The sequence below is a fragment of the Halorubrum sp. DM2 genome (assembly GCF_901686465.1).
In the GTDB taxonomy this organism is placed as follows: Archaea; Halobacteriota; Halobacteria; order Halobacteriales; family Haloferacaceae; genus Halorubrum.
Genome location: NZ_LR594487.1, coordinates 148,190 through 160,541, shown reverse-complemented (window position 1 = coordinate 160,541; position 12,352 = coordinate 148,190). Strand labels below are relative to the sequence as shown.

12 protein-coding genes are annotated in these 12,352 nt (G+C 70.3%); 7 read left to right on the top strand and 5 right to left on the bottom strand.

Annotation, left to right across the window (positions count from 1 at the left end; all coding sequences use genetic code 11):
- Nucleotides 1-504: 504 nt before the first annotated feature.
- The 4 genes from QOL69_RS00815 to glyA form a co-directional block, all read right to left on the bottom strand.
- Entirely contained in the window at nucleotides 505-1,047 is a 543-nt protein-coding gene (locus QOL69_RS00815; protein WP_283401661.1) for a metallophosphoesterase, read from the bottom strand.
- Nucleotides 1,048-1,110: 63 nt separating this feature from the next.
- The gene (locus QOL69_RS00810; RefSeq protein ID WP_283401660.1) at nucleotides 1,111-2,112 is read right to left on the bottom strand and encodes an ornithine cyclodeaminase family protein; all 1,002 of its coding nucleotides are present in this window, start codon (nucleotides 2,110-2,112) and stop codon (nucleotides 1,111-1,113) included.
- A gap of 154 nt (nucleotides 2,113-2,266) precedes the next feature.
- Nucleotides 2,267-2,677: a DUF3054 domain-containing protein gene (locus QOL69_RS00805; protein WP_048078161.1), complete on the bottom strand. Its 411-nt coding sequence runs from the start codon at nucleotides 2,675-2,677 to the stop codon at nucleotides 2,267-2,269.
- 89 nt (nucleotides 2,678-2,766) lie between these two features.
- Nucleotides 2,767-4,014, bottom strand: a complete 1,248-nt coding sequence (gene glyA, locus QOL69_RS00800) for a serine hydroxymethyltransferase (protein WP_283401659.1) — start codon at nucleotides 4,012-4,014, stop codon at nucleotides 2,767-2,769.
- Between the two features lie 244 nt (nucleotides 4,015-4,258).
- Between glyA and QOL69_RS00795 the strand changes: the two genes are divergently transcribed.
- From QOL69_RS00795 to QOL69_RS00775, 5 genes are all read left to right on the top strand, one after another.
- Nucleotides 4,259-5,080 (top strand): transcriptional regulator TbsP, encoded by an 822-nt coding sequence (locus QOL69_RS00795; protein WP_283401658.1) that lies wholly within the window; start codon nucleotides 4,259-4,261, stop codon nucleotides 5,078-5,080.
- Between the two features lie 122 nt (nucleotides 5,081-5,202).
- Nucleotides 5,203-6,894, top strand: coding sequence for a YcaO-like family protein (locus QOL69_RS00790; protein ID WP_283401657.1), 1,692 nt, complete (start codon nucleotides 5,203-5,205; stop codon nucleotides 6,892-6,894).
- A gap of 57 nt (nucleotides 6,895-6,951) precedes the next feature.
- On the top strand, nucleotides 6,952-7,290 hold the full coding sequence (locus tag QOL69_RS00785; protein ID WP_283401656.1) for a cupin domain-containing protein: 339 nt from the start codon (nucleotides 6,952-6,954) through the stop codon (nucleotides 7,288-7,290).
- An 88-nt stretch (nucleotides 7,291-7,378) separates the two neighbouring features.
- Nucleotides 7,379-8,656 carry an aminotransferase class V-fold PLP-dependent enzyme gene (locus QOL69_RS00780; RefSeq protein WP_283401655.1) on the top strand — a complete coding sequence of 426 codons (1,278 nt, stop codon included), beginning with the start codon at nucleotides 7,379-7,381 and terminating at the stop codon, nucleotides 8,654-8,656.
- A 237-nt stretch (nucleotides 8,657-8,893) separates the two neighbouring features.
- Nucleotides 8,894-9,496, top strand: coding sequence for a response regulator (locus QOL69_RS00775; protein WP_283401654.1), 603 nt, complete (start codon nucleotides 8,894-8,896; stop codon nucleotides 9,494-9,496).
- A gap of 107 nt (nucleotides 9,497-9,603) precedes the next feature.
- Here the strand turns inward: QOL69_RS00775 and QOL69_RS00770 are convergent, their stop codons facing one another.
- Complete coding sequence (locus tag QOL69_RS00770; protein ID WP_195155810.1) at nucleotides 9,604-9,765, bottom strand: DUF7331 family protein; 162 nt, start codon at nucleotides 9,763-9,765, stop codon at nucleotides 9,604-9,606.
- Nucleotides 9,766-9,878: 113 nt separating this feature from the next.
- On the opposite strand from QOL69_RS00770, the gene QOL69_RS00765 reads away from it, so the two are divergent.
- Complete coding sequence (locus tag QOL69_RS00765) at nucleotides 9,879-10,979, top strand: NADH:flavin oxidoreductase/NADH oxidase (protein WP_283401653.1); 1,101 nt, start codon at nucleotides 9,879-9,881, stop codon at nucleotides 10,977-10,979.
- Nucleotides 10,980-11,049: 70 nt separating this feature from the next.
- Complete coding sequence (locus QOL69_RS00760; RefSeq protein WP_283401652.1) at nucleotides 11,050-12,318, top strand: GNAT family N-acetyltransferase; 1,269 nt, start codon at nucleotides 11,050-11,052, stop codon at nucleotides 12,316-12,318.
- Nucleotides 12,319-12,352: the final 34 nt, after the last annotated feature.

Below are 12,352 nucleotides of genomic sequence, written 5' to 3'. Positions count from 1 at the left end.
GCTCCGAGATAGATCGATCATTCAGACACGGACCCGTATGAAACAGCCGCTTGATGGAATCTGCGAAGAGAACACGGTCCGCTACTGTGACCCGAGAACAGCTTCGGGAGCAGAGAGAATGAGGAGGAGTAGCCCGGTCAGCAAGACGATTGCGGTGACACGCAATCCACCTGCTAACTGTCGGCGCTCCGATGGGAGGGACTCGGCAAGTCCAGACAGAGCGAATCCAACCGCCGCAACAAGCGAATTGATGCTGGGGACGCCGCGTAGAATACCGAAATAAATGTAGATGCTTCCCATACAGACTGAGCTAGCGAACATGACGAACGCTTGGGCTCGTCCGGAGGGTTCACTGAACACAACCTCTTTGATTTTGGAGGGCACGGAACAGGTTATCCCCTAGACACGGTAAATAGGTGTGGTACGCTCAGAAATCAGCCAAGCTGCTCCACATGTGGCCTGAGAATCGACGGTCGGAGAGCCCGTTTTGGCGTCGGGTCCGAGTCAGTCGTCGAGGACGTGATGCGTCACCGCGTCGACGCCCGACTCGGCGGTGTCGAGCGTCGCGACCCGGAAGGCGTCGTCCGCGCCCTCGACCGGGATGGGGAGTCCGCCGGGGTTCACGCGGACCGTCCCGTCACGCTCCTCGACGCCGTGGGCGTGAGTGTGGCCGTGGAACGCGTAGTCGTAGTCGCCGCAGTCGACGAGCGCGTTCACGACGAGGTCGCTCGTGCCGTGCGTGACCGCAATCGAGACGCCGTCCGACTCGCCGGACGCGTCTCCGTCACCGTCGAACGCGAGGCGCGCGGCCTCGCCGTGGTACGTTCCGAAGTCCTCAACGGTCGACTGGACGGCCCACTCGCCGTCGTTGTTCCCGCGGACTGCGTGGAAATCGACGCCGTCGAGGTCGAACGGCGTCACGGAGAACGGCGCGACGAAGTCGCCGCAGTGGACGACCGCGTCGACCCCCTCGCGCTCGAAAAGCGAGACGATCGCCTCGACTGCGTCCAAGTCGTCGTGGGTGTCGGAGACGATGCCGATGAGCATGTCGACGAGGAGGCGGCCGACGCACTTGAATCGCCGGCCGCCCGCCGACGAGACTGTCCCGCGCTACTCGCCCGTCAGCGCCTCGCTCGCGGGCGCGAAGTCGATAGTCTTCCCCCGGCCCGCGTCGCTCGCGCGCTCGTAGAGCATGTGCGCGGCCGCGACCGTCTCGACGCCGGTGCCGCCGGAGTCGAAGACGGTAACCTCCTCGCTGCTCGTCCGGCCGGGATGCTCGCCGGCGACGACCTCGCCGAGGTCGGCGGCGATTCCCGTCTCCGCGTCGACGAGTCCGGCGTCGACCGCGGCGAGGTACGAGCCCGCGTCCTGCGTCGCGCGCGCTCGGAGGTCGGGGACGTAGGTGGCGCGCGCGACGAGTTCCGGCGGGAGTTCGTTCTTCTCCGGGTCGTACTGGCCCATCGCCGTGACGTGGGTCCCCGGCTCGACGTCGGCGTCGGCGATCACGGGGTCGCTCGCGGTCGTCGCGGTGATCACTACGTCCGCGTCGTCGAGGGCGTCGGCCGCGCTCGCGACCGCGGAGACGTCGGCGGCGAGCCGGTCGTCGAAGTCGGCGGCGAACGACTCGCGGTTCTCCGGGGTCGGCGAGAAGACGCGGACCGCCTCGAACTCGCGGACGGTCGCGGTCGCCGAGAGCTGTCCGCGGGCCTGCGCGCCGCTGCCGATCACGGCGAGTTCGGTCGCGTCCTCGCGGGCGAGCGCGTCGACCGCGACCGCGCCGGTCGCCCCGGTCTTGAACGGGTTCATCGACGCGCCGTCGAGCAGCGCGAGCGGCTCGCCGGAGTCGGCGTCGAAAAGCGGCGTCATGAACCACGCGTCCTCCGCGCCGAAGCCGGCGGAGTAGGCGTAGCCGCCCATCGCGCCCGTCTCCGGGAGGACGGCGGCGTAGGTCGTGAACATCCCCGGCGGGTCGCGGTTGAGGAGCTTCGTCCGCGGCTCCGCGGGCGCTCCCTCGCCCACCTGTCGGTAGGCGTCGCGCACGGCGGCGACGTAGTCGGCCGGCTCCGCGAGGTCGTCGACCTCGGCGCTCGATAAGAACAGGGTGTCGGTCATATCCCACCCGTCGAGACCCGGGGACTAAACGGTACAGGAGCCGGCGATCGGTCGAGCGCCACGCGGACGACCGCCCGCCCGGACCGGACGGGGGATGGCGACCGAAGCCGAACCGGACAAGGAGAGTTAGCGAAGCCGAACCGGACAAGAAGAGTTAGCGAAGCCGGAAGTAGAGCGCGCGCCAGCCGCCGAGCGCGAGCGATCCCAACACGAGCATCACCGCGGCGAAGCTGAGTTCGGCACCGCCCCGGAAGACGAACGCGCGGAGCGCGAGGCCGACGACCGCGGCGGGGATCCACGACCGGACCACGAGCGGGACCGACGACTTCGCGGTCTCGGCCGCGCCCGCGGAGTAGGCACCGACGAGCGGCGCGATCAGGACCCACGCGATCAGGAAGGGCGCGTACACCTCGGGGAGGTACAGCGGGTTCGCGGTCAGGAACTCGACCGAGGTGTGGTTGAGCGTTCCGACGGTCAGGAGAGCGAGCAACGCGATCACGTCCCCGACGGCGAGCGGCGCGGCGTCGCGGTCGAGGCGAGCGGCGAGAAACGGCGGAGCGTCCATACCGACCCGTGGGACCCGCCCCCACTTTTACGCACGGATCTCTCCCGCGGGACGGCGCGGGTGTCGTCGAAGGCGGTGGCGACCGGTCGCTACTCGTACAGCGGGTGCGCCTCACAGAGTTCGACGACGCGCTCGCCGACCTCGTAGATCACGTCCTCGCTGTCGACGTCGTCGACGACGCGGTAGATCAGGTCGCCGACCTCCTCGATGGCGTCCTCGTCGAACCCGCGCGTGGTGAGTCCGGCGGTGCCGGCGCGGATCCCGGAGGGGTCGAACGGCGACCGCGTCTCGCCGGGCACCGTGTTCCCGTTGAGGACGACGTTCGCGGCCGCGAGCGCGTCCTCCGCCTCGCCGCCCGAGAGGTCGGGATGCGAGTCGCGCAGGTCGGCCAGGATCAGGTGGTTGTCGGTCCCGCCGGAGACCAGAGAGAGGCCGTGTCCCTGAAGCGTCTCGGCGAGCACCTCGGCGTTGTCGACCACCTGTTGTGCGTACGCCTCGAACTCGGGCGCTAAGGCCTCCTTGAAGCCGACCGCCTTGCCGGCGATGTTATGCATCAGCGGGCCGCCCTGCCCGCCGGGGAACACCGCGGCGTCGACGTCGTCCGCGAACTCCTCGTCGCACATCACGATCCCGCCGCGGCCGGCGCGGATCGTCTTGTGGGTCGAGCCGGTGACGAAGTCGGCGACGCCCACCGGGGAGGGGTGGACCCCGGCGGCGACGAGGCCGGTGATGTGGGCGATGTCCGCGAGGTGGTAGGCGTCGACCGCGTCGGCGGCGGCCTGGATCCGCTCCCACTCGACCGTGCGCGGGTACGCAGAGTAGCCCGAGACGACGATGTCCGGCTCGAACTCCTCGGTTGCCTCGCGGAGCCCCTCGTAGTCGATGTAGCCGGTCTCGGTGTCCACCTCGTACTGCTCGACGTCGTACAGCTGCCCGGTGAAGTTCGCGGGGTGGCCGTGCGAGAGGTGGCCGCCGTGGTTCAGCTCCAGCGAGAGGATCTTGTCGCCCGGTTCGAGGACCGAGTAGTACACCGCTTGATTCGCCTGCGTGCCGGAGTGGGGCTGGACGTTGACGTGGTCCGCGCCCCACAGCTCCTTGGCGCGCTCGACGGCCAGCTCCTCGACCTCGTCGGCGTACTCGCAGCCGGCGTAGTAGCGCGACCCCGGATACCCCTCGGCGTACTTGTTGGTGAGGACGCTCCCCTGCGCCTCCAAGACCGCCTCGCTCACGTGGTTCTCGCTCGCGATCATCGCGAGCGTCTGCTCCTGTCTGTCGCGTTCGCCCGCCAGCGCGTCGGCGACCGCCGGGTCGACTTCCCGGACGTGCTCGTGATCCATGTGTGAAACCCGGGCGCGACCGCGCATTAATCCTTCCGTCGCCGTCGGAAATTGGCTCCGTCGCGCCCCCGGAAGAACTCCCGCACCCACCGACGCGCCGAGGCCCGGCACTAGCACGGACCGCCTCCATCTCTACTGACCGGAATATCCGCTTTTTAGCCGTTTCAGGCCCGCTACGGAGGTTGTTCGCCCTCTAAATCCCGTTAATATTAAATACGCAACCGGCTTTTATCCGGAGAGATAAATGGTGTCGAATTTACTGGAGTCCGACGTCGAGGCGGCGCTCGAAGCGGCCTTCGCCGGGGACGACGACGAACTGCTCGTCGTGGACCCGTCGGCGGAGACGATCGAATCGCTGGTCGAGACCGCCGTCGGGCGGGACGACCTCCCGACGCTGTCGATGCTCGCGGACGAACGAACGCTCAAGGACGTGTTCGACGACTTCGTCGTCGCGTCCCGAGCCGCGGACCTCGTCGCCGACGGGGCCTTGGATCTCCGGGTGCTCGACGGCGAGGTCGACAACGCGCTGTTCGTCTCCCCGTCCCGGGTCGTCGCGCTGGTCACCGTCGGGGAGGGCGTCGCCGCGCTCTCGACCGACGACGGCGAGTTCGTCGACGAGGTGTACGAGACCCACCGGAGCGCGTTCGACGACGCGGCGACGTACACGCTCCGCACGCCGGCGATCAGCCGGGTCCGCGAGACGCTGGAGTCCGAGATCGGCGCGGAGGCCCGCGCCGACTTCGACGCCGTGCTCGCCGCGACCGAGGGCGACGGGGGTGTCGACCTCGACGAGGTGACCGTCTCGCTGCTCGTCGCGGCGAAGAACGACGTGCTCCTCTACGACATCTCGAAGTGGGGCGAGGACGTCGGCATCGCCTCGAAGGCGACGTTCTCCCGGACGAAGACCCGGCTCGAAGACCTCGGGATCATCGACACCGAGAAGGTCCCGATCGACGTCGGCCGACCGCGGCTCCGGCTGAAGCTCGGCGACGAGCGCCTTCAGGGCGTCGACGCCGAGGAACTGGCCGTCGAGGCCGCCGATCTGATGGCCGCGACCCCGGCCTGACCGCTCCCCCGCCGCCCGACGCCGCTCACCTCCGCTCCGATTTTCCGACCACGGGTCCGTGGCGCGGGCGCGCTCGCACCACGGACCCGCGGCTTTTTTTCGACCCCTCGCGTCGACCGGGTATGGACATCGGACTTGTCGGCGACGGTCCCGCAGTCGAGGCCGTAAGCGCCGCGCTCGGGGACGTCGACGTGAACGCGATGCCGGTCGAGCCGGACCTGCTCGATGGGTTCGACTTGGCGGTCGTCGTCGACACCGCCGGGTCGTCGTCGTTCGCGGCCGCGAACGAACTGCTCGACCGCTGGATCGCCGTCGAGGTCGGCGGGCTGGGGGGCGTCCCCCTCGCCGACCTCGACGCCGCGGTGACCGTCTTCGACGACGCCTGCTACGACTGCCTACGCGCCCGCGTCGAGAGCGGCGGGGCGGAGCCGGTCGACGCGCCGACGGGCCGCCGGTCCGCGGTGCGCTACGCCGGCGCGGTGGCGGGGCGACGGGCGATCCGACTGCTCGCCGGCGACCCGGTGGCGGACACCGTCGTCGAGGTGCCCGGCGGCGAGCGGACGCTGCTGCCCGTTCCGGGCTGCGGCTGCGGCGTCGACCCAGACGACGCGCTCCCGAGAGACCACGTCGAGCGCGGCCTCGACGAGACGATCGACCGCGCGGAGCGCGCGGTCGACCCCCGTATCGGCCCCCTGAGCGAGGTCGGCGAGCAGGAGTCGTTCCCCGTGCCGTACTACGTCGCGCGGGTCGCGGACACGACGCCCTTCTCGGACGGCGACGCGGTCGACTTCGGCGGCGGCGCGGCGGCCGACTGGGACGCCGCGTTCATGAAGGCGCTCGGCGAGGGGTTAGAGCGGTACGCGGCCGGGATCTACCGCGAGGCGTCGTTCACGCGCGCGCCGGCCGCGAACGTCCCGAACCCCGTGACGCCGGACGCGTTCGTCCGCCCCGACGGGGCCGAGGCGTACGACCGGGACGACCGGCTGGCGTGGGTGCGCGGCGAGCGTCTCGGAACCGGCGAGCCGGCGAGCCTCCCGGCGGAGTTCGTCCACTTCCCGCCGCCGGAGCGCCGGTATCGGCCGCCGATCACGACCGGGCTCGGGCTGGGCAGCTCCGGGCCGGACGCCGCGCTCTCGGGGCTGTACGAGGCGATCGAGCGCGACGCGACGATGATCAGCTGGTACTCCGAAACGGAGCCGCTCGGACTCGACGTCGACGATCCGGGGTTCGCCGAGCTGGAGAAGCGGGCGCGCGCGGAGTCGCTGTCGGCGACGCCGCTGCTCGTCACGACCGACATGGACGTGCCCGTCGTCGCGGTCGCGGTCGAGCGCGAGGGCGAGTGGCCGCGGTTCGCCGCGGGGTCGGGTGCCGACCTCGACCCGGCCGCGGCGGCGCGGAGCGCGCTCGCCGAGGCGCTCCAGAACTGGACGGAACTGCGCTCGATGGGACGAGAGGCGGCCGACGAGCAGGGCGCGGCGATCGGCCACCACGCCGATCGGCCGGCCGAGACGGCGGCGTTCTTCGATCCGGACGCAACCGTCTCGGCCGCGGAGGTGGGAGAGCCGGAGCCGTCGGGGACCGAGGAGCTGGCGGCCGTCGTCGACCGCGTCGAGCGCGTCGGACTCGACCCGTACGTCGCGCGGGTGACGACGCGTGACCTCGCGGCGCTGGGCTTCGAGGCCGTCCGGGTGCTGGTCCCGGGCGCGCAGCCGCTTTTCACCGGCGAGCCGTTCTTCGGCGACCGCGCCCGCGAGGTGCCGCGGTCGATGGGGTTCGAGCCGGCGCTCGACCGGGAGTACCACCCGTTCCCGTGACGGAGCGGGACGGACCGCTCCCGCGGATTTAGGTGGCTCCGGGTCGGGGGGACGCGTATGGACGTCGTACCGGACGCGGACGTGGAGGCGGTCGAGGCGGTCGACGGCGTGTTCCTCACGCAGGGGGCCGTCGGCGAGGAGATGAGCATCCAGCGGTTCGAGATCGACCCGGGCGAGGCGGTACCGGAACACGACCACCCGCACGAGCAGATCGGAACCATAACCGCGGGGTCGATCACGTTCGTGGTCGACGGGGAGGAGCGCGTCGTCGAGGCGGGCGACACGTACGTGATCCCCGGCGGCGAGCCCCACGCCGCGGCGAACCGCGGCGACGAACCGGTCGTCGGCTACGACATCTTCTCGCCGCCGCGGGCGAACCCGGACTGGGGAGAGTAGGCGGAGCGCCGGATTTCCCGGCGTCCGCGGTACCCGCAAGACGTACCGGACCGAAGGTGTGTTAGTGTTCGGGACCCCATATCGGGTAATGGGAGTTCAAGGACAGTACCCGTTCGACGTGGAGGCGCTCCGCGCCGACTTCCCGATCCTCGACCGGAAGGTCGGCGGGGACCCCGAGACCGCGGGCGAGGGCGAGGGCGACGACACGCCGCTCGTCTACCTCGACAACGCGGCGACCTCGCACACGCCCGACCCGGTGGTCGACACCATCTCCGACTACTACCGGAGCTACAACGCGAACGTCCACCGCGGGATCCACCAGTTGAGCCAGGAGGCCTCCGTGGCCTACGAGGAGGCCCACGACGCGGTCGCCGACTTCATCGGTGCCGCGGGCCGCGAGGAGATCGTCTTCACCAAGAACACGACGGAGGCGATGAACCTCGTCGCCTACGCGTGGGGACTCGAAGAGCTGGGTCCGGGCGACAACGTCGTCCTCAGCGAGATGGAACACCACGCCTCGCTCGTCACCTGGCAGCAGATCGGCAAGCGGACCGGTGCCGACGTGCGCTTCATCGACGTCACCGACGGGGGGCGACTCGACATGGACCACGCGGCCGAACTCATCGACGACGACACCGAGATGGTCTCCGTCGTCCACGTCTCGAACACGCTCGGCACCGTGAACCCGATCGGCGAGCTGGCCGAGTTGGTGCACGACCGCGACGCGCTGATCTTCGCCGACGCCGCGCAGTCGGTGCCGACGCGACCGGTCGACGTCGAGGAGCTCGGCGTCGATTTCCTCGCGTTCTCCGGCCACAAGATGTGCGGGCCGACCGGTATCGGCGCGCTGTACGGCCGCGAGGAGATCTTAGAGGGGATGCAGCCGTACCTCTACGGCGGCGACATGATCCGGCGCGTCTCCTTCGAGGACTCCACGTGGGAGGACCTCCCGTGGAAGTTCGAGGCCGGCACGCCCTCCATCGCGCAGGGGATCGGTCTCGCGGCCGCGATAGAGTATCTGGAGGAGATCGGGATGGACCGGATCGAGGCCCACGAGGACCTGCTGGCCGAGTACGCCTACGACGAACTGGAGGCGCTCGGCGGCGTCGAGATCTACGGCCCGCCGGGCGACGACCGCGGCGGACTCGTCGCGTTCAACGTCGACGGCGTCCACGCGCACGACCTCTCCAGCATCCTCAACGACTACGGCGTCGCGATCCGCGCCGGCGACCACTGTACGCAGCCGCTCCACGACGAGATGGGCGTCGCCGCCTCGGCGCGCGCCTCCTTCTACTTCTACAACACCGTCGAGGAGGTCGACGCGCTCGTCGACGCGGTCCGCGAGGCCCGCAACCTGTTCGCGTAAGCGGCGAGAAGTGGGTCGACGGTTCGCGACCGGTTTTCCGGATCAATTTTCTGCTACCGGCCGCCCGGCGTCCGGTGGTTTTTCTCGTTGTACTACCGAATAATCGGCCTTGCGGGCCGTGACAACGGTGATCGCGCAATCATTATGCCGGTGACGCCCGGAAGATAATATGAAGAAAGATAACAACTTTCGTAGTAAGTTGCTTCCCGCAGAGTCGTCGCCCCGCCACCACAACACATGACTGACCACTCACCGTCCGACACACGCGCAGACCCGCACGCAGCCGCCGACCGAACCGAATCGCCCACCGATGGGTCCGAAATCGCCGACCGAGAGCCGACCACCGTCCTCCACGTCGAGCCGAACGTCCGCTCCGCGGAGCTACTGGAGGCGTTCGCACGGCGGCACACCGGTCGGATTCGGGTCCGCTCCGTGGACTGCGCCGCGGACGCGCTCGACGCCGTCGACGCGGGCGTCGAGGTCGACGGCGAGCGGGTCGCGGTCGACTGCGTCGTGACGGAACAGCGCCTCCCGGACGGAACCGGGGTAGAGCTGGCCGAACGGCTGCGCGAGACGGATCCTAGGCTTCCGGTCGTGTTCTACACCACGTGTCCGAGTGAGGAGGGGGAAGCGGCGGCGTTCGGTGCCGGCGCGGACGCGTACTTCGAGAAGGGCTCCGACCGAGGCCGGTACGACGCGATCCTCGACCGGATCCGCGCGCTCGTCGACGAGCGACGCAACCGGGAGAAAGGCGCGCACGAGGGGGGCGCGGAGGCGGAAGTCGCGTCGACGACGCGAGCTTCCGGGTCATCGGAAGACGCCGTGCGCTCCGAAGAGTGAGGGCCGGCGTCGCCGAGCGGCGGACGGAGAGGGACACCGCGGTCCGGCGGAATCGGCGGAGAGGTCTGGTGGAAGCGTTCAGCGGAGATGTTCGGCGAAGCGGTTCGCTACCGTTCCAGATCGACCGTGAGGTCGGTCGCGATCCACGCGTCGGTGTTGCCCTGTTCGGTGAAGACGGTCCGCTCTTGCGAACAGCGGGTCGCGGCGACGGTCGGCCGTTCGTCGGCCGCCGACTCGACGTCCCGCTCGATCCGGTCTCCCGTTGTCATTACTACCCGGTCAGGGAGGGGCGGGCATATAGATTTCGGTCGGCCTAAACCGGCCGCGGCGATCCGCACGGGTGATCGGAGGGTCTTAGATCCCGGCGGTCGTTCACCCGCTCGTGACCGACACCCTGTTCACGCCGCTCACGCTGCGCGACGCGGAGTTCCGGAATCGCGTCATGCTGTCGCCGATGTGCCAGTACTCCGCCGACGACGGGCTGGCGAACGACTGGCACCGGGTCCACCTCGGCTCCCGGGCCGCCGGCGGTGCCGGGGTCGTGATGACCGAGGCGACGGCCGTCGCGCCCGAGGGACGGATCACGCCGAACTGCCTCGGGATCTGGTCCGACGAGCACGCCGAGGCGATCGAACCGATCGTCGAGTTCGTGCGGTCGCAGGGCGCGACCCCGGGGATCCAGCTGGCCCACGCCGGACGGAAGGCCTCGCACCGCCCGCCGGCCGAGGGGAGCGACCCCATCCCCGCCGACGAGCCGGACGGCTGGGAGACCGTCTCCGCGACCGACGAGCCGTACCCGCATCCGAGCGTCGACGCGGGCGACCTGACCGACACCCGGCGGCTGGACGCCGAGGGGATCGACGAGGTGATCGAGTCGTTCGCGGCCGCCGCGGAGCGCGCGCGTGAGATCGGCTTCGAGGTGGCGGAGGTCCACGCCGCCCACGGCTACCTGCTTCACCAGTTCCTCTCGCCGGTCACCAACGACCGGGACGACGAGTACGGCGGGAGCTTCGAGAACCGCACTCGACTCCTGCGCGAGGTCGTCGCGGCCGTCCGCGAGGTCTGGCCCGACGGCGATCCCGTCTTCGTCCGCATCTCCGCGACGGACTGGCTCCCCGACCGCGACTCGTGGGACGTGGACGACTCGGTCCGGCTGGCCCCCGCGCTCGCCGAGGCCGGAGCCGACCTGATCGACGTCTCCGGCGGCGGGATCTCCCCCGACCAGCAGATCCCCAGCGCGGGACCGGGGTATCAGGTCCCCTACGCCGAGGCGATCCGCGAGGGCACCGACGTGCCAGTCGCCGCGGTCGGCGGGATCACGGAGCCGACCCACGCCGACGCCCTGATCAGGAACGGGCGGGCCGATCTGGTCGCGCTCGGCCGCGAAATGCTCCGGCACCCCCACTGGCCGCTTGAGGCCGCCCACGAACTCGGCGAAGAGGCCGACTGGCCGGTCCAGTACCGCCGCGGGCGGTTCGACTGAGACGGGCCGAGAACGGGAACCCCTCGCACGCTTCGAGAAGACTTATTCGGCTTCCCCGAACCGACCGGGTATGGAGTACCGACCGTTCCCCGACGAGCGCGGCGACGAGTTCGCCGCGTTCATGCGGTACGCGTTCTCGCCCGAGACGGGACCGTACGACCCGGAGGAGGCCGACGACCACGACACCATCGCCGACAGGCGGGGCCTGTTCGACGGCGACGAACCGGTCGCGGTCTGCGCGCACCACTACTTCTCGCTGCGGATCCGCGGCGACGACCGCGAGGTCGCCGGCCTCTCCGCGGTCGCGTCCCCGCCGGAGCGCCGCCGGCGGGGGAACGTCGGCCGGATGCTCCGGGAGTCGCTGGCGGAATACCGCGAGCGCGGCGTGTCCGTCTCGACGCTGTGGCCCTTCGAGTACCCGTTCTACGCCGGCTTCGGCTGGGCGACCGCGAGCCGCTACCGCCGCCTGACCGCGCCGCCGGCCGAGTTGGGGTTCGTCGACGACTTGGTCGCGACCGCGGGCGACGAGGCGGGGGCCTTCCGCCGACTCGACGAGGACGACTACGCGGCCGTGAAGCCCGTCCTCGCGTCGATGGCGGACCGCTACGACCTGACGATGGACTGGACCGAGGAGTGGTGGCGCGAGCGGACCCTTCAGGGGTGGAAGACCGACCCGTTCGTCTACGGGTGGGAGCGGGACGGCGACCTCCGGGCCGTCTGCGCGTACAGCTTCCACGACGAGCCGGACGTGGACGACCCGGCGCTGCGCGTCACCGACGTCGCCGTCGCGGACGACGAGGCGTGGTTCCAACTGCTGCGCTTCTTCCGGAATCACGACTCGCAGGTCGACGAGGTCCGGGTGCGCGCGCCGCCGGACTCCCCCCTGCTCGATCTCGTCGACGACCCCCGGGCCATCGACTGCGAACTCCGTACCGGACCGATGGTCCGGCTCGTCGACGTCGCCGCCGCGCTCGGTGTACTCTCCCCCGATCCGGCGGTCGAGGGCGCGTTCTCGCTCTCGGTGAACGACCCCCTCGCCGACTGGAACGACCGGACCTACCGGGTCGCCGCCGCGGACGGGACGGTGACGGTCGGGCCGGTGGACGACGAGACCGCCGACGCGGAGTGTGGGAGCGACACTGACGCGGAGCGCGGGATCGCGGACGCCGCGGTCGACATCGGTGCGCTCTCGCAGCTGTACGTCGGGTATCGGTCGGTCGACGAGGTGATCCGGGGCGGTGGGCTCTCGGTCGACGAGGCGGCTGGAGGCGACGGGGTCGCGGACGACCTCCGCGCGCTGTTCCCGCCGCGGACGACCCACCTGCGCGAGGGGTTCTGAGCCGCCCTCGCTGCCGGGCTTTTTATCCGCGGAC

Coding starts and splice junctions, on each gene's coding strand:
- QOL69_RS00815 (WP_283401661.1), bottom strand. CDS start 1,047: ATGCTCATCGGCATCGTCTCCGACACCCACGACGACTTGGACGCAGTC.
- QOL69_RS00810 (WP_283401660.1), bottom strand. CDS start 2,112: ATGACCGACACCCTGTTCTTATCGAGCGCCGAGGTCGACGACCTCGCG.
- QOL69_RS00805 (WP_048078161.1), bottom strand. CDS start 2,677: ATGGACGCTCCGCCGTTTCTCGCCGCTCGCCTCGACCGCGACGCCGCG.
- glyA (WP_283401659.1), bottom strand. CDS start 4,014: ATGGATCACGAGCACGTCCGGGAAGTCGACCCGGCGGTCGCCGACGCG.
- QOL69_RS00795 (WP_283401658.1), top strand. CDS start 4,259: ATGGTGTCGAATTTACTGGAGTCCGACGTCGAGGCGGCGCTCGAAGCG.
- QOL69_RS00790 (WP_283401657.1), top strand. CDS start 5,203: ATGGACATCGGACTTGTCGGCGACGGTCCCGCAGTCGAGGCCGTAAGC.
- QOL69_RS00785 (WP_283401656.1), top strand. CDS start 6,952: ATGGACGTCGTACCGGACGCGGACGTGGAGGCGGTCGAGGCGGTCGAC.
- QOL69_RS00780 (WP_283401655.1), top strand. CDS start 7,379: ATGGGAGTTCAAGGACAGTACCCGTTCGACGTGGAGGCGCTCCGCGCC.
- QOL69_RS00775 (WP_283401654.1), top strand. CDS start 8,894: ATGACTGACCACTCACCGTCCGACACACGCGCAGACCCGCACGCAGCC.
- QOL69_RS00770 (WP_195155810.1), bottom strand. CDS start 9,765: ATGACAACGGGAGACCGGATCGAGCGGGACGTCGAGTCGGCGGCCGAC.
- QOL69_RS00760 (WP_283401652.1), top strand. CDS start 11,050: ATGGAGTACCGACCGTTCCCCGACGAGCGCGGCGACGAGTTCGCCGCG.